Consider the following 16,482-nt stretch of genomic DNA (forward strand, 5'->3'; position numbering starts at 1 on the left):
ACTGAAAGGATGTTTTTTTCGCTAAAGCTTCTCTGACCCCCACAAGTAAAACTTGTGGTTGCATTTCTACATAAGAACGCAAAAATAACGAGCAATTCTGCAATAGAATTACTCGTTATTTTATGTTAACACTCACCGGCCGACTACTTTTTAGTACCGTCCAGTGGCACTATAGAACACTTTGAATCGTACTTTCATCTGTATTTAAGAAATCATCGGCACTGTGAACCTCGGTAATTTTAACCCCAGCCAGGGCCCGGGCCATTAAAGCTTCACCGTCAAGTTGGGCTTCGTAAAAGCGCGCCTTGTCTAAACGTGGTTTGGTCTTTGGGCGTGGTGGTGCAAAAATCGTACAGCAGTCCTCGAATGGCAAAATGGACAGATCAAAGGTATCAATATTTTCAGCAATTTTAATGATTTCGTTCTTATCCATAGTGGCTACTGGCCGAATAACTGGTAAAGTCGTTACATCATTGATGGCGACCATGCTCTCCAATGTTTGGGAAGCAACTTGTCCAACAGACTCACCATTGAAAATAGCTAAGGCCTGACGTTTTTCAGCTAAGGCAGCCGCTAAGCGAAGCATGAACCGTCTTTGAACCGTCATCAAGTAACCTTCCGGTACACGCCGCTTTACTTCTTCTTGAATTTCAGTAAAAGGTACTTCGATAAACTTGATTGTACCTACATATGGCGCTAATTTTGCAGTCAATGCTTTAGCCTTTGCTAAAGCTCGCTCGGAAGTATATGGCGGGCTAAAGAAATGCACCATTTCAATTTCGACACCGCGCTTCATTGCTAAATAGCCAGCCACTGGTGAGTCAATCCCACCAGATAACATCAACATCGCCTTGCCAGCAGTACCAACCGGCAAACCACCTGCGCCTAAAATTGTTTCTGATGATAAGTAAATGCCATCTTGACGGACTTCAACACGTAAAGTGGCATCAGGAAACTTCATTTTAGCTTCTAAATCAGGAAAATGATCAAGAATTAAATCACCTAACAGCAAGTTTAATTGATTTGTATCCAATTCAAAGTTGTGATCAGACCGGCGCGTATTAACCTTAAAAGTTTTAATTTTTGGCGCTAATTCTGCCATCATCGCCACCGCGGTTTCCTTCAAAGTAGCAAGATCTTTTCGAATACAAATACTTGGCGAAAAATTCTGAATGCCGAAAACCTGGCGTAATTTTGCCATTACTTGATCAGAATTAGTGCCATTTAAAGCGATATGCATCCGATCACGCTTAGGATAAATTCGCAAATCTGGAAATTCACGCAAAGCCTTGGTTACATTGCCATTTAAGCGGCCAATGAACTCGCGGCGATTTTTTCCCTTAGTTGAAAGTTCACCATAACGAACTGTAATTTCTGTATATTGCATAATAACTCCTTTTTTCATCGCATCTAAGTTAATCGACGCGGCCATTCATATGTTGAAAACGTTGGTATACCTGTGGGAAAACTTTTAAAAATTGATCCACCTCAGCCATCGTATTCTGATCATCAAGGCTGATTCGAACCGCACTAGTGGCTAATTTTTCTGGCACTTGCATTGCCTTCAAGGTACCGGATTCGTCGCCGGTTCGCGAAGAACAAGCACTAGTTGTGGATAAATAAATATCATGCTCTTCTAACGCATGCACCATCGTTTCTCCTCGCACGCCAGACAAGGCAAAGCAAAGAATATGAGGCGCCGCCGGACCAGTAGTTGGTGAAAAAATCGTGATATCAGGCATTGCTTGTAAGGCTGTCAACAATTTTTGGCGCATGGCCATTTGCTGGGCAGCTTTTTGGGTTTCATCTGTTAAAACTAATCGAAAAGCCTTGCTCATAGCTGCAATGGCTGGCACATTTTCGGTGCCATTACGCCAGTTGCGTTCTTGACCCCCACCAGTAATTAAGGTCGCTAATTTACGACCCTTCTTAATATAGACGAAGCCAACACCACGAGGACCATGAAATTTGTGCCCAGAAAAAGTGGCAAAATCAACCCGCTCTGGCAGCACTTGGTCGAAAAGATTCTTACCAACAGTTTGAACTGCATCAACATGAAAATGAATGGTCGGCCGATCCTGCAGAACTTCAGCAATTTCTTGAATCGGTTGCACAGTCCCAATCTCATTATTAACGCCCATTACAGAAACTAAAACAGTATCTTTCCGCAAAGCTTTTTTAACATCGGCAGCATGGACGTAACCATGACTGTCAACCGGCAAATAAGTCACATCCCAGCCCAATTTCTCTAATTGTTTGGCCGAATTTAGGACCGCTGGGTGTTCAATACTGGAAACAATCAAGTGCCGGCCAAATTCACGTTTAGCCATAGCTGTTCCCTTCAAGACCCAGTTGTCGCCTTCAGTCCCACCACTGGTGAAGAAAATTTCGTCAGCCTGGCAATGCATTAAGTCAGCAATTTGTTGCCGTGCTGACTGCAGCATTTGCAATGCTTGATCACCTAAATGGTGCAGACTGGACGGATTACCCCAAAATTGATTCGCCACAGTTTGATATGTTTGCAGAACTTGCGGATCAATTTTAGTAGTGGCACTATTATCAAAATAAATCAAACTCAAAACTCCCTCAAAACAGATAACTCAACCCAGTTATCTAAGTAAATTAAATTAAAACTCACTAGCAGCTTACTTATTGTAACCTATTAAGCAGTATTTTCCTAGCAGTTAAAACTGTCTGTTTCTATAATGAACGCCTAGTCAATTCTTGGCAATGATTATTTACAATAATTACCCATAAACATCCAAAAAAATGCCCTCAGGCAAATATCTGCTATTTTGAAAAAAAAGTCTGCGACATAAGTCAATTAGACAAAAGAGTACCGATTTCTGGTTACTGAAACGTGTTCTTAAAAGATAACTGGCACCGCCTAACGCTAAAATGCCGAGCAATTCTTGCGAATTGTTCGGCATTTTACATTAACGATCGTCGGCAAACTACTTGCTGGCAGGAACTTTTTTGTCGATGGTCACGGTTGACTAACGCTGCGAATTACTTGCTACTTTTGATCAGCTGCATGGTAATAAGAATCTTCAATTCGTTTAAAGGAACCAGGTTCAATTTGTTCCAATGCCGTCGCAATCGTGTCTAAAGCCGTCGGATAATCATAAGTCTTCGTATACAATTCCTTAGCTTCATCAGCGGCCGCAGCAATTTCGGCATTAGCGTAGGTGTAGCGATTGGCATATTGCAACGCTTGCTCCGTCAAAACCGCGGCATCGTGTAGATCCTTTGACTTCTGACTTAAATTATTCAAATCTTCTTGGGTCACGATCAACTGTTTGGTAATATCTTCAATATTGATTTGAACTTGATTTAAATTCTGTTCAAGCTTAACGATTTCATCCTTAACCATATTGAAATAATCAAGATAATCTTTTGGCAACCCTGGCAAACGTAAGCGTTCCACGTCGCGCTGAATCTCCTTAAGATCCAAAACAAATTGTTGAACGCCTTGCTTAGCAACCTTCTCACCCTCGAAAAGATTCGCCACATCATTGCTAATTTTGTACTGACGCTGCTCAGTTGTGGTCAGCCGTTCATTGATTTTATTAAATAAGTTAACTGCCTCAGTTGCAATTACTGTCTGGTCAGCTACCGCCTGAACTTGGACATCATATTGTCGCTGCATGTCGGCAATATCGCGTTGCATTTCCTGAGCATCATCTAACTCATGATGCGTCAAAACATAGCTCTGATTCAAATGATCCAAAGCTTCAATTAATTTTTGAGTCTGAACCGTCGCATGATTCAAGAATTCAAAGGTCGTCTTTTGGAGTGGTGGTAATTGTTTGCGTGCATCCATTTCATCCTGCAAGCGTTGGTACAGTTCATCAATTGACTGCCCTAAAGTTTGATTATTTTGTTCAACAAAATCAATCTCTAAATGACCTAAACGTTCATCAATAATTTGGATTTTATTTTTCAGTAGGATCACGCTTTGGCCAATGTCAGGATCGGTAAAATGATAGTGCTGGTCTAACATTTGTCGATAAACTTTATCAATTTCCAGTAATTGATCCGGAAATTCAGTAACTAATTCTTGATAACGTGGTGGTATCCGCTTGGTCAAATCAGTTAAAGCTGCCATTTTCTCCTTGATATTGGCCAAAATCTTCTTCGCTTCTAAATGATCACCTTTGCTAGTTAATTTCTTAGCCTGATCGAATTGATCATCAATTGCGGCAAGCCGATTTTCAAGTTCATCAACAGCTGGACCAAATGTAAAGGACTTTGTCAGAATCAACTTACGCATTTGCTGGTATTGATGCAGCAAAGCTTTGGATTCAGCTTGATTGTGTTCATTGGTCGCCCTTAAGTTTTCCAAAGCGGCTGTAATTTGCTCAGCATCAGTCGTCGCCCCAGTCAGTTGTTCCTCCGCATCATGGATCAAATGATTGGCAACAACTAGTGAAAACTTCTGATTAGCAGCTTCTGCATCATACATCGTCTGATAAAGCGTGGCAAAAGTATCATTTAACAAATGATAATATTCCTGACGCCGTTTTTCGAGAATTTCTTGACTACCACCAGCTAGGTTCATTGCATCTAGCTGATCGATGGTCTTATAAATAGGTTGATTTGTTAATTTTTCAAATGATGCGTTCAGCTGAACTAAGCGCTTTTCATTACGGCCACGCTTAATAGCGGCGAGTAAGACGAGCACCAAAATTAAAATAATAATTCCTAAGACAATAAAAATCCAACTTTGCACGATAGTTACACCCCTACCAACGAATCGGCTTGCATCCGTTTTTCAAATTCGCTACAATCTTATTAAATTATAGCAGATTTAACTGCCAGTCCAACCGGCAAGCTTGAGAAAAGTCTAATTATTTAAAGATAATTTAAAAAAACGACTTAATTTTACCGCTGCTAAATTAAATTTATGCTGAGGAGTTGGCGCTTAATGTCATTATTAGTAGCACAATATCAAAGTCTTTTTGCTGATCCAGAATACCAATCAGCAAGTCAAACTGCAATTTTAGCCAATACCAGTGCTTTTCTAAAAGAAATGTTAACTGATATTAACTGGGTTGGTTTTTATTTATGGCAATCAGATCGGCAGCAACTAGAAGTCGGCCCTTTCCAAGGTAAAATTGCCTGCTCAACGATTGCCAGCGGCAGTGGTGTTTGCGGGACGGCCTTTCACCAACAAAAAGTTCAAATCGTGCCAGATGTGCATCAATTTGCTGGACATATTGCTTGTGATAGTGCCACAAATTCAGAAATTGTCATTCCCCTGACTGACGAAACAGGTCAAAAAATTGGGGTCCTCGATATTGATTCACCCATTAAGAACCGCTTTCAAGATGACGATGCCACTGAATTAGTTGCACTCGGACAGGCGTTAGTTAAGTTACTTGCTGATTAAATTACAAATATAGATGTTAGAAATAGACTGGCTTTGACTCCAATACAGGTCTTCTCGTAAGTGCTAAAGCACCTACGAGAATTTGGCTGCTACTCGCAGGCTCGAACGCAAATAAAGGCCATTGGCTGACGACAAGATCCCGCCATTGTGTCTGAAGTTGAGGTAGTGCATTTCATCATCGTTTAAATGTTAAGGCAATTATTGTGAGGCAAATTAACTTGATTTAGAATGTAAAGATAACTGAATAGAATACAAAAATAAGTCGGTTTGATTGTTTCTAATTTAATCTAGAAAATTTGTCAAACCGGCCTAATTTCTGCAATCTGTTTTTCTAAATAGTGGTGTTGAGTTCTGTTAGTTTATTCAGGGAGGGGCCGAGCGATTGGCGTCAGCTGTGAAATTATTCTTAGCGATTTATCGCTTAGAATAAGCCTCGCATTTAAAACAATTTGGTTTGTAATTGGTTCAAATCGACGGCCATAGCGTTCCACGCCCGTTCAATCGCTCGGCCCCTGCCCCGTTACTAGCCAAGGAGCAACTTAAAGAACTAAATTACCAAAATAGTTTTGACATCAGCTAGTTGAATCATTATAATATACGGAGTGTGTAAAATATGCAGCACAAGGCGGCAAGCTCGTCAACATTTACCAACGTTTTTAACAGTTCAATTGCGTAACCCGCAGCTGCACGTGGTGAAGATTGCAATGGTAAATGCACGAATGCTAAACCTTGATCGTATATTTTACTCCAAAAAAATATTTGGAGGATTTTTTTATGTCTCGTTATACTGGTCCAAAATGGAAAGTTTCACGTCGTTTAGGTATCTCATTATCTGGTACAGGTAAGGAATTAGCTCGTCGCCCTTATGCACCTGGCGAACATGGTCCTAACAACCGCCGTAAATTATCAGAATATGGTACTCAAATGCGTGAAAAGCAAAAATTACGTATGATGTATGGTTTGAACGAACGTCAATTCCGTAACTTATTCGTTCGCGCTGGTAAGATTAAAGAAGGTAAGCATGGTGTTAACTTCATGATCTTATTGGAACGTCGTTTGGATAACTTAGTTTATCGTTTAGGCTTAGCTACTACGCGGGCACAAGCTCGTCAATTAGTTGCTCATGGCCACATCACTGTTGATGGCAAACGTGTTGACATTCCTTCATACGAAGTTGAAGTTGGTCAAGAAATTTCATTACGTGAACGTTCACGTAACTTAGTTATTGTTAAGAGTGCATTGGAAAATGCTGTTAGCCGCCCTGCTTTTGTTAGCTTCGACGACAACACTTTAACTGGTAGCTTAGTTCGTTTACCAGAACGTGAAGAACTTGAACCAGAAATCGACGAATCATTAGTCGTTGAATTCTACAATCAAAAACTATAATTTTTGGTATACAGCGCTGGTCCCTACTTGGGATTGGCGTTGTTTTTTTGTACCTCGCATTATTCAAGGATAAACTTACGCTACGATTTAGATACCATTCGTTCATGAGCAGATAGTTATTGCAGATATCTTGTCGTCATTTTACGCCAACTTCGCTTTTGGAAAAATTACAGTTCAAATCGTTAGACTTATAAATGCGTAAATATTATCATTAAGTCGTTAATGATGGCATTAATGGCTGCCTGTTTCGTAATGCTTAAATTGGCCCGATAGCAGCTACCAACGTGTTCAGGCAATCATGAAGATAAAACATCGTTTCACACTTCAATCTGCAATCACTTGAGTCAAGAGCTTGCAGACGTGCTTCTGGTCAAGCTACCATTCTGAAGTTTGCGCTTCACTGGTCTTACATATCGTAAATAAAAATATTATTGATTATTTTTTGGGGAGGGATCATTCATTGACAGCTTCGGCAAAAGCAACGATTACAGCACTTAGTAACAATGTCGTCATCAATGAGAGTTTTCGTAAACAGCTTGAGAAAATGACAAATATGCTGCTTCAAGATGAACTGACCATGTTTCTCGGCTACGAATCCTTTCATCGTCCCCAAAGCAAAAAAAATTACCGCAATGGTTTTTACCCGCGGCAATTGTGGACCCATTTTGGCTGGTTAGATATTAATGTTCCTCGTGATCGTGGTTGCAGGTTTATCCCACACACTTTTGATAATGAGCACGATAATTATACCTTAGAGAAATTGGCCTTATCGTTAATCAACCTTGATAGTACCAACACCAATATTCATGATATTATTTTTGAGCATTACCGCCCTTTTTATGAACAGTCAGAAGTGTTGAATTTAGTTAAGTTGATTGAATCTAAGCGAACTATTTTAAAGAGGCGTTACCAAAATTCTAGAGAGAGTGGCATCTATCAGCAAGAAATAACACCTAAATCAACCCAACTACGGGAAGAAAACTTGGTGCTAATAGTCTTTGTAACTAGTTTTATCGACACTAACGAAGAATTGCTTACCTTTAAAGCTGAATCAAAAACGGCGCCTAACAAAAGTCAATTTTCCAGTGAACAGTCAGGTAAGATTAGCGCCAGTCAGACTGATCATTAATCAATAGCTACCAAGGCTAACTGTCGAAGTCGCCAGCTATCATGTTTGACTGACAGCACTGGTCTCAGTTTGAGATTAGTGCTGTTTTTTATTGTCTGCTATTTTCTGCCGGGACTATAGTATACTTATCTTTTTAGGAGGAATAATAATGACATCATTTAGGAGAATCAGGAGTAAGTGGCGACTCGTGGTTCCAATCACGCTTTTAAGCTTGTTACTTATTGCTTGTGGGCAAACAAAATCAACAACAAAAAGCACCACTGTTTCCAGTAGTAAATCAAGCAACTCGTCGACAATAGCTAAGCGACAGCAAGCAGCAACTTCCAAAAGTAAAATCACGCCGCACAAAGTCAGTTGGAATAAAAGTAAAGAAGCCCAACTGGCTAAGTTCATGCATCAATGGCAAGCAGAGATGGGCCAAAGTTATCAAGGTACTTATGACCAGCAAATACCTGATCATTTAGGGGTTAAATTTCCTGAAGCAATTACTGATGGCTCACTTAATCAAATGGCCTTCTGGCTAGGTGAGTCAGTTCATTTTTCTTGGGGCCTAACTCAGGGCAACAGTACTAATATTGACGTGCTAGCGGCCGCTTCTGGTGGTGCCGACAAGCAGGTGTGGCCACGTACTTATCTTTTCTGTCTGCACCATCATCGGCCGGTTGTCCTAACAACGACAACAACTAATGGTGGTCAAGTTTATTTCTACGACACGCAGAATAGTGCCCTCCAAGCCGGTTTTAGCAAAATTGTGACCGGCGAATCAGCAAATCCAAGAAGTGATGCTGAACTTAATCAAGATGTGGCAACTAGTCTGACCAAAAAACCGCAACAGTTTCCAACAGCTTATCAGGGCACCTGGTATTGGTACGATGATACGGACGCAAAAATCCAGCAATATACGTTAAAGTCAACTTCAGGCTTGGCCTTAAATTACTATGAAACCGCTCAGCCACAATGGCTCAACGTTAAAGGCGCCCAACAAACAGCTGGTGCTGGTAGCGATTTTTATCTGCGTTATCGCTATTATGATGGGCAACAAATCCCCGTGATGATCAAGGCCAGTGGTGCTAGCCAATGGTTTGATTTTAATGCTTACCAAACACCAGAATTAGCCCAGAAATTTAAAAATTACCGTTTTGGAGACGAACCGGCAGACAGAGAGTCAGATAATTAACAGAAGATTAAACAATTAGAAAGCTGGATTGCTATGACAAAATTCACCCTTGCCCAACAAAAAGATTTACCAAAAATCGTTGAGATTTACAATCAAGCTATTCCCGGTCGGCTCGCTACTGCCGATTTAGAACCAGTTTCAGTTGCCGCCAAGCAAGCTTGGTTTGAGGCTTACACACCTAATCAGCGTCCCTTATGGCTGATCCAGGACGAACTGGCGCAAACAATCGGTTGGGTCGGCCTTGAGAACTTCTATGGTCGACCGGCCTATCAACACACAGCAGAAATCAGTATTTATTTAGCGACCACAGCGGCTCATCATGGTTATGGCAGCCAAGCTTTAGATTTCGTTGAAAGTCAGTTGAATCGCCTGCAGCTGGATACATTGGTTGCTTTTATTTTTCATCACAACATCCCTAGTCAAAAACTCTTCTTGCACCATGGCTTTCAACAGTGGGGCCACCTACCAGAAGTTGCCTTATTGGATGATCAGTTACGCGACCTAGATATTCTCGGCAAACAATATCCCAAAATTACGGCTTAATTAGCAACGACCGCTAACAAATCACGGTAAAACGGCACCATTGCACTTATTTGTTGTTTAATAGCTTGATCAACTTGTTTAGGATCATTAAACAAAGGGTCAGCGGCCAATAGCCAACGACCAAAAGTTAATTCAGCCTTTTTCACACTTTGATAACGTTGGATTCCTCTTGCCAAATTGGGCGCATTAAATGGCAATGCTGCTTGATTCGTATGATCAAAATTAATTTCACTAATTGGTAATTTAATGAGCTGTGCTTGTTGCTGGGCTAGCCAATCAGCTACAGATGTACGTTGATCTAAATCAGCCAACAAACTTAAAGTAATAAATAATCGATCTGGCCAAAGCCCAACCTCAAAATGAGGTAACATTTTATAGCCGCGCTGATAGGTGCTCAGAGCTAACCAAGTATCCACCGGCGGATTTTTATGACGGCGTAAATGTTTGGCAATATGTAAATAAAGTGGTTGTGACAGTTCAGGCTCAATTTGAGTCAGTAGCTCCTGACCCAAAACCTCAAAATCAGGATCAACTTCCTGTTGAATTCGACCTAAACGCTCAGTTAAACTCGGCGCTTCAAAAACCGCAAAACTTTGACGACTTAACATGAAATAACTCCCCCTTGATCAATGCAATGCAGCAGCTGTGAACGCCGACCATTAAATGACTGGGCTCAGCTTAACTTTATCAAACATGTTATACTGATTATATGCATTTGATTGGCATTAACGCTTAATCATATCATAAAAAAATTCGTCGAGGTGGTCAATCATGACTCAAGAAACAGATGTCAATAATCGGCTAAATAATGCCATGTATGGGACGCCCCAAACCCTACCAGATCAACGACGTCAATTTCTCGGTTCCCTAAGAGAACGCGTTCTACTGGAGCTTGACGTACAAGATTTAAATAACCCGCGCGCGCTTGATTTATTCCAGCAACATTTAGATGATTATCGTGACACTAAACAAAGTGCATTGATCAATGGCAAAATCAACCACGATTTAATTGGTCCTTATTTAAAAATATTAGCTCAACAGAATTTTCCCTTCACTTTAGTTAATAAACCTGAGACCCCAACTGAACCGAAGAGCCCCGCGATTTTAATTGTGAACGAGGCAGCCGTAAATCACGAAACTGTTAATTTATTACAATTACATCCCTTAGCAGTAAAAAAAGACTTACCTAAAAAAGAGAAACCTGAAAAAAAAGGCTTCTTTCATCATTTATTGTAACAAATCCATTTTTAAAGGAGTTATGTTTTAATGGCACAACAGCCCCTGGCTTGGCGCATGCGACCACGGACCCTTGATGAAGTTGTTGGTCAGCAACATCTAGTGGGCCCTGGTAAGATTATTAATCGCATGGTTGTTAGTAAGCAGTTAAGTTCTATGATTCTCTATGGTCCCCCAGGCACTGGTAAAACTAGTATTGCCAGTGCCATCGCCGGTAGCACTAAATATGCCTTTCGTAAATTGAATGCTGCCACTGATTCTAAGAAGGATCTTCAGGCCGTCGCCGCAGAAGGAAAAATGAGCGGCACGGTTATTTTGTTGTTGGATGAAATTCATCGTCTTGACAAGGCGAAGCAAGACTTCTTGCTCCCTGAATTAGAAAGTGGCCGCATTGTTCTAATTGGCGCTACTACGGAAAATCCTTATTTATCCATTAATCCAGCAATTCGGAGTCGAACTCAGATTTTTGAAGTCCACCCGCTAACACCTGCTGACATTAAAATTGCCTTAAAGCGGGCTCTCCACGACCGCGAACGTGGTTTAGGTATGCTGCCAATCAAAATTGCTGAGAAAACCCTGAGCTTTGTCGCTGAGCGAACCAATGGTGACTTACGTTCTGCACTGAATGGACTAGAGCTAGCAGCAAAATCAACGCCCGCCGATAAAAAAACAGGCGTGATCAAATTAAGTTTACAGGATTTAGAAGACTCCATTCAAAAAAAGAGTTTCTCCCATGACAAAGATGGCGATGCCCACTATGATGTGATTTCTGCCCTACAAAAATCAATTCGTGGGAGTGACACTGACGCGGCACTACATTATTTAGCGCGGCTGGTAACGGCTGGCGACTTGCCCATCATTATTCGCCGCTTAATGGTCATTGCCTATGAGGACATTGGTTTAGCGAATCCGGCAGCTGCAGCCCGGACAATTACAGCTTGTCAGGCTGCTGAACGACTCGGTTTTCCTGAAGCACGAATTCCGCTTGCTGATGCGGTCATTGAGCTTTGTGTCTCACCAAAATCAAATTCAGGCATCATGGCAATCGACGCGGCCTTAGCCGATATCCGAGAAGGTCATGCCGGACGAATTCCGACACATTTACAAGACACTCATTATCAAGGAGCCGCAAAATTAGGTCATGGTGTTGGCTATCAATACCCTCATGATGCACCCAATGATTGGCTAGCCCAACAATACCTCCCAGACACATTAGCTGGTAAACAGTACTATCAACCTAAAAATAATGGCAAAATTGAAACTGCTTTAGGCCAACAGTACTATCGGTTACGCCAAGCGCAACAGGCTGGCTTAAAAACTAATCACCAGGGAACTGCTACGCAACATTAAACGGCTGAAGTGCCTGCAAGTACCAATCAGACAAAACGCGGTCACAATAGGTAAGCAAGCGCTTGCTAATTGCATTTTTTCTAAAATCATGGTACTCTTATTTATGGAAGTTCTAAGGTGTTCGATTGATTCATCATTATGTTGACCGATCAAGTAATATGACATTAATCGGCAAATACCTGTTATGCACGTCGATCATTCGCTGATTAACTACGCTGACAGTGATGTCGTGATCCTGCTTTAATTATTAGCGGGTTCAACAAAATGGATCACGCTCCGGCACCACTAGATATTCCCAAAGTTATTAAAACTTTGTAGGACCAGCTTGTCTGGTCCTTTTTTGTGTCTTTAGCCAATTTTTCTAGCGCGTGACTGACTTCAACCTAAAAAACGGGTATTGGTTTTTACAGTTGCACAGTATCATCAACGCAAAATTTTTTTGCATTTCCTTAAGTTTCAAGGTAATGTATTACTTATTCAGACTGATCAATTTTTCCCTAAGGAGTTTATTATGCAAACATTAATTACCGTGGCTATGATTATTTTTATTATTCTTTTACTTATTTTAGCAATCTATTTATTGACTCATCTATCAAAGGATTTCCTGATTTTCAAGCCCGAAAGTACGCCCCGTATCCGTCAAATGATGCTGGTCACCAGCGTGTTGCTTTTTATTGTTGCAATTGGTGGTCTATTGATTCTTTGGTTAGCCCCAGCTAAAGCCAATTTAATTACTTTAATTGCTGGTAGCATTGTTGCGGCTGGTTTCGCCTTAATTTTAACGAACGGTAATGACTAATTAATTCTTTTTTCAGGTCAAATGCTGTAAAATGAAATTGTATACGAGAGGAGCGTTGCAGATGTTACAACAATATCATCGAATTCAAGTTGCCATTGATGGTTCATCCGAATCAGAATTAGCCTTTAAAAAGGCCGTGGCTGTCAGTAAGCGCAATAATGCGGAACTGCTCCTAGTTCATGTTATTGATACTCGCGCTTTCCAAAATGTGTCAAGTTTTGACTCAGCTATGGTTGAAGAAGTTTCGGAAACCTCTAAGAAAACAATGGCTGAATATGTCAAGACCGCCAAAGATGATGGTCTGGAAAAGGTTGACTATTTTATTGAGTATGGTTCACCTAAGTCAATTCTTGGTCGCGAGTTCCCTAATCGTGAAAAAGTTGACTTGATTATGATCGGCGCAACTGGCTTAAACGCTGTTGAACGCCTGTTACTAGGTTCTGTAACCGAATTTGTCACTCGAAATGCTACTTGTGATGTTCTGGTAGTACGGACAGATTTAGACAATAAGCCGGCGTTAAAGGCTGATAAATAGTTTTCACTTTTAAGCATCGGCAGAATCATGTCGATGCTTTTTTGATGTTTTCAAAAACTGAGCTCCGATGGATTATTAACCAACTTTTCATTCTCCCCTCAATCTAATTCACCAAGCTCCCCATCATCTTAAAGCGATGGTCAAAGATGACAGATTATTAGCCCTGCAAATTAACAACTTAAAAACTGAGTCTGGGACAGCAGGCATTTAAACAAAATAAGGCCAAACTTGATTACTGAAACCTGTTCTCAAAAGACACCCGGCTTCGCTTAACGCTAAAATACCGAGCAATTCGTTTGCAGAATTGTTCGGTATTTATGTTAGTGCGTACCAGCTGACCGCCTTTGTCACACGCGCTTGTTTTTTGGAATCATTTTATCTTTTTAAATACGAAAATAATTGGTCAAACTTGGCAATATGCGCATCGGCAGCACTTTGATCAGTCGCCACTAAAGGATTGGTCACGGCAAATGCCAATGTATAAATACCAGCAGCTTTGGCACTGGCAATCCCCATTTGCGAATCTTCAATTGCGAGTGCTTCAGTGGCAGCGACTTGTAATTGCTGCAATGCCGTTAAATAAATACTGGGATCAGGTTTACTTTTAGCAAAATCTTGACCACTAAGAACCACTGAAAAAACACCCGTCAATTCTGTCTTCATTAGCATTTCCTGAATAAATTGCCGGTCACTGGAAGATGCCAAGGCCAATTGATACCCCTCATTCTTCAGTGATTCTAAAGCATCCGCCGCGCCTGGCTGTAAAGCCGCGGCAAAATTAAGCGGATGACTAGCCTTATAGGCGCGATAAGCTTGCAATAACTGCGCATATTCTGCTGAAGACTTGCCTGGCAATAATAATGGTAAGACCACTTTCATATTGCCACCAACAACTTGCTGAAGCTGACTTTTTGCGACTGTAATCTTAACCGAAGCAAAAAAATCTAGCCGTCGCTGTAAATAATAGGGCTCACTATCAATCAAAACCCCATCCATATCAAAAATCACTGCTTTAATCAAACCGACACCCTTATCCGAATAATTCTGGTATTTTTTTAATAAACTTAATGAGATCATGGGGTACTTCAGGCATTAGCATCACATTGGTAAAGAAATGTTCGCGGTTATATCGCTGTGACCAAAAATCATAACCAACACTAGGCTGAATTGATGGCGCGCGATGCAACCAATCGCCAAGAATGCTTAACAAATAATCATTGTAGAATTTCTCCTTATTGGCTAAATTCACAACCGCCTTAGCTATTCGCTGGTCCTCACCAAAAGCAAAGGGTACTTTAATTTCCTGATATGCCGCCATCACAGCCGTCAAGAAATACAATTTCTGAGCACGATTTAACCGACTCTCGGCGACTTCCTCAAGAATATTGCCCAAACGTGCATAAGCATGGACCCAACCCTTTTCAGGCACATAGCCACGGGCATCATTTTCCAAAATCGCATACAATGTCAGTTTTTGGATGACTTGCCAATATTGATTATCCGAAATCACATTGCCATATAACCGATCCGCTACTAGTAAAAACGAAATTAAAATTACTGCCACCGCACGACCAAAGGCGGCATCATTTTCTGGCTCTAAAATATGGCTGAACAACACGTCATCTTGAATCAAATAAGCGAGAGTTGGCCAAATCTGAGCTGAAGTAAACGCTTGGCGTCCAACTAAACCATTAAAAATTAATAAGATTTTCTCATCACGCAACGAGGCATCCAAGATACCAATATTGCTTAGTAACTGATCCAGTTCTTCATCACTAACTAAAGCATTGTTATCAGAATTATAAATTCGCTGCTCCAAACTTGCTAGTGTTTGCTTTAACGTTTTTAAATCACCACTGGCGATTGGTGCCACATGTTGCCGGCGTTTACTGTACTCAACAGAACGTTTCAAGCGCCGTAATTGACCAGTTAATTCATCAAAGTTTAGTCCTTGACTAAACTGATTATAATAATCGCGGACCGCTAAGCGAACCCGCATCGTCTCTTCTGCTGCTGCCAAAAAAATTACCTACTTTTCCTTGTAAAAAATTAGTCTTTATTGTGCGCAAAATCAACAACTTGCTGACAGAAAGCATCAAGTCGCGCTAAATCCGCGCGATCACTGTCTAAATTGATTTTTAAAACTGCCGTTGCTCGTTGTGCGCCCAAATAAGCTAGCTTCTGGTCAAACAAATCTAAAGCCCGTCCGAAATAGCGATGTTGGATTGAGCTGGACCCTGCCAAAGCATAGTACTTACCGCGCAAATCAGTTGTCTCTAAATCATCAAAGAAGGCAACTGCTTCATCTGGTAGTTGGCCTTCATAGTAAGTATAACTAACCACCACAACTCCCGCAAAATCAGCCAATTTTTCTACTGGAAAAGTCATCATTTCAGCTATTTCAACTGGCTGATCAAGCTGTTGAAATTGTTTACCAAGATATTGAGCAACTTTCTCATTACGTCCCGACTTACTCGCATAAATAAGCGCGATTTTATCTGCCATAATAGCACACTCCTTGATTAACTACATAACTCTGATTCTAACATAGAAAGTCGCAAAGCAGAACGGGCTCTAGAACATAATTAGTGCTTTGTGCTTAACTAACTATCTCGAAATTACCCACTCCTGCAAAAAAAGGATTGCTTACTACAGCGGGAACAAAATAACTCCTCCCCCTTGTTTCTGGTGACAACAACACATTGATTCAATGCGTGGGTCTGCCTCATTCCATACTAGGTTCGATTATGAAGCTGTCATAGAGAATTCTAACGCGTTAATTCATGTTTTTATATAAGAAGCGACGCTTGGCGGTACGGTTGGGAGCCACTGCCGTAGAAATTTCAATTCACGCTCCTATATAAGGAGCGACTTTGCGAGTTCGTAATAGCCGTTGGCAGAACTGTATTTCAATTCACGCTCCTATATAAGGAGC

Annotated in this window: 16 protein-coding genes; 9 read left to right on the top strand and 7 right to left on the bottom strand. The window is 41.0% G+C overall.

Annotated features, from left to right (window positions below; translation table 11 throughout):
- Positions 1 to 169 precede the first annotated feature (169 nt).
- The 3 genes from thiI to EKM81_RS07295 all read right to left on the bottom strand — a co-directional run bounded on the left by thiI (position 170) and on the right by EKM81_RS07295 (position 4,732).
- Positions 170 to 1,387 (bottom strand): tRNA uracil 4-sulfurtransferase ThiI, encoded by a 1,218-nt coding sequence (gene thiI / locus EKM81_RS07285; protein ID WP_125650327.1) that lies wholly within the window; start codon positions 1,385 to 1,387, stop codon positions 170 to 172.
- 28 nt (positions 1,388 to 1,415) lie between these two features.
- A complete protein-coding gene (locus tag EKM81_RS07290; protein WP_125650328.1) occupies positions 1,416 to 2,573 on the bottom strand; it encodes a cysteine desulfurase family protein in 1,158 nt (385 codons plus the stop codon).
- 443 nt (positions 2,574 to 3,016) lie between these two features.
- A complete protein-coding gene (locus EKM81_RS07295; protein ID WP_164509256.1) occupies positions 3,017 to 4,732 on the bottom strand; it encodes a septation ring formation regulator EzrA in 1,716 nt (571 codons plus the stop codon).
- Positions 4,733 to 4,927: 195 nt separating this feature from the next.
- Between EKM81_RS07295 and EKM81_RS07300 the strand changes: the two genes are divergently transcribed.
- From EKM81_RS07300 to EKM81_RS07320, 5 genes are all read left to right on the top strand, one after another.
- Positions 4,928 to 5,392 carry a GAF domain-containing protein gene (locus EKM81_RS07300; protein WP_125650331.1) on the top strand — a complete coding sequence of 155 codons (465 nt, stop codon included), beginning with the start codon at positions 4,928 to 4,930 and terminating at the stop codon, positions 5,390 to 5,392.
- A 774-nt stretch (positions 5,393 to 6,166) separates the two neighbouring features.
- Positions 6,167 to 6,778, top strand: coding sequence for a 30S ribosomal protein S4 (gene rpsD / locus EKM81_RS07305; protein WP_125650333.1), 612 nt, complete (start codon positions 6,167 to 6,169; stop codon positions 6,776 to 6,778).
- A gap of 460 nt (positions 6,779 to 7,238) precedes the next feature.
- Positions 7,239 to 7,907 (top strand): transposase, encoded by a 669-nt coding sequence (locus tag EKM81_RS07310; protein WP_164509257.1) that lies wholly within the window; start codon positions 7,239 to 7,241, stop codon positions 7,905 to 7,907.
- A 148-nt stretch (positions 7,908 to 8,055) separates the two neighbouring features.
- Positions 8,056 to 9,084, top strand: a complete 1,029-nt coding sequence (locus tag EKM81_RS07315; RefSeq protein ID WP_125650337.1) for a DUF4767 domain-containing protein — start codon at positions 8,056 to 8,058, stop codon at positions 9,082 to 9,084.
- Positions 9,085 to 9,117: 33 nt separating this feature from the next.
- Positions 9,118 to 9,627 (top strand): GNAT family N-acetyltransferase, encoded by a 510-nt coding sequence (locus EKM81_RS07320; protein WP_125650338.1) that lies wholly within the window; start codon positions 9,118 to 9,120, stop codon positions 9,625 to 9,627.
- Here EKM81_RS07320 and EKM81_RS07325 read toward each other — a convergent pair.
- Positions 9,624 to 10,235 carry a DUF1054 family protein gene (locus tag EKM81_RS07325; protein ID WP_125650340.1) on the bottom strand — a complete coding sequence of 204 codons (612 nt, stop codon included), beginning with the start codon at positions 10,233 to 10,235 and terminating at the stop codon, positions 9,624 to 9,626. The genes EKM81_RS07320 and EKM81_RS07325 overlap by 4 nt on opposite strands.
- A 163-nt stretch (positions 10,236 to 10,398) precedes the next feature.
- Between EKM81_RS07325 and EKM81_RS07330 the strand changes: the two genes are divergently transcribed.
- From EKM81_RS07330 to EKM81_RS07345, 4 genes are all read left to right on the top strand, one after another.
- Positions 10,399 to 10,863 carry a YueI family protein gene (locus EKM81_RS07330; protein WP_125650342.1) on the top strand — a complete coding sequence of 155 codons (465 nt, stop codon included), beginning with the start codon at positions 10,399 to 10,401 and terminating at the stop codon, positions 10,861 to 10,863.
- 30 nt (positions 10,864 to 10,893) lie between these two features.
- Positions 10,894 to 12,213: a replication-associated recombination protein A gene (locus EKM81_RS07335; protein WP_125650345.1), complete on the top strand. Its 1,320-nt coding sequence runs from the start codon at positions 10,894 to 10,896 to the stop codon at positions 12,211 to 12,213.
- Positions 12,214 to 12,724: 511 nt separating this feature from the next.
- Positions 12,725 to 13,012, top strand: a complete 288-nt coding sequence (locus tag EKM81_RS07340; protein WP_125650347.1) for a hypothetical protein — start codon at positions 12,725 to 12,727, stop codon at positions 13,010 to 13,012.
- 61 nt (positions 13,013 to 13,073) lie between these two features.
- Positions 13,074 to 13,547: a universal stress protein gene (locus tag EKM81_RS07345; RefSeq protein ID WP_125650349.1), complete on the top strand. Its 474-nt coding sequence runs from the start codon at positions 13,074 to 13,076 to the stop codon at positions 13,545 to 13,547.
- A 375-nt stretch (positions 13,548 to 13,922) separates the two neighbouring features.
- Here EKM81_RS07345 and EKM81_RS07350 read toward each other — a convergent pair whose 3' ends face one another.
- From EKM81_RS07350 to EKM81_RS07360, 3 genes are read right to left on the bottom strand one after another with little or no spacing between them, the layout of a single operon-like run.
- Entirely contained in the window at positions 13,923 to 14,624 is a 702-nt protein-coding gene (locus EKM81_RS07350; protein ID WP_125650351.1) for an HAD family hydrolase, read from the bottom strand.
- Positions 14,578 to 15,567, bottom strand: coding sequence for a DUF2785 domain-containing protein (locus EKM81_RS07355; protein WP_125650353.1), 990 nt, complete (start codon positions 15,565 to 15,567; stop codon positions 14,578 to 14,580). Before EKM81_RS07355 ends, EKM81_RS07350 begins: the two co-directional genes overlap by 47 nt.
- A 29-nt stretch (positions 15,568 to 15,596) precedes the next feature.
- Positions 15,597 to 16,052, bottom strand: a complete 456-nt coding sequence (locus tag EKM81_RS07360) for a flavodoxin domain-containing protein (protein ID WP_125650355.1) — start codon at positions 16,050 to 16,052, stop codon at positions 15,597 to 15,599.
- Positions 16,053 to 16,482: the final 430 nt, after the last annotated feature.

The sequence above is a fragment of the Lapidilactobacillus gannanensis genome (assembly GCF_003946675.1).
In the GTDB taxonomy this organism is placed as follows: domain Bacteria; phylum Bacillota; class Bacilli; order Lactobacillales; family Lactobacillaceae; genus Lapidilactobacillus; species Lapidilactobacillus gannanensis.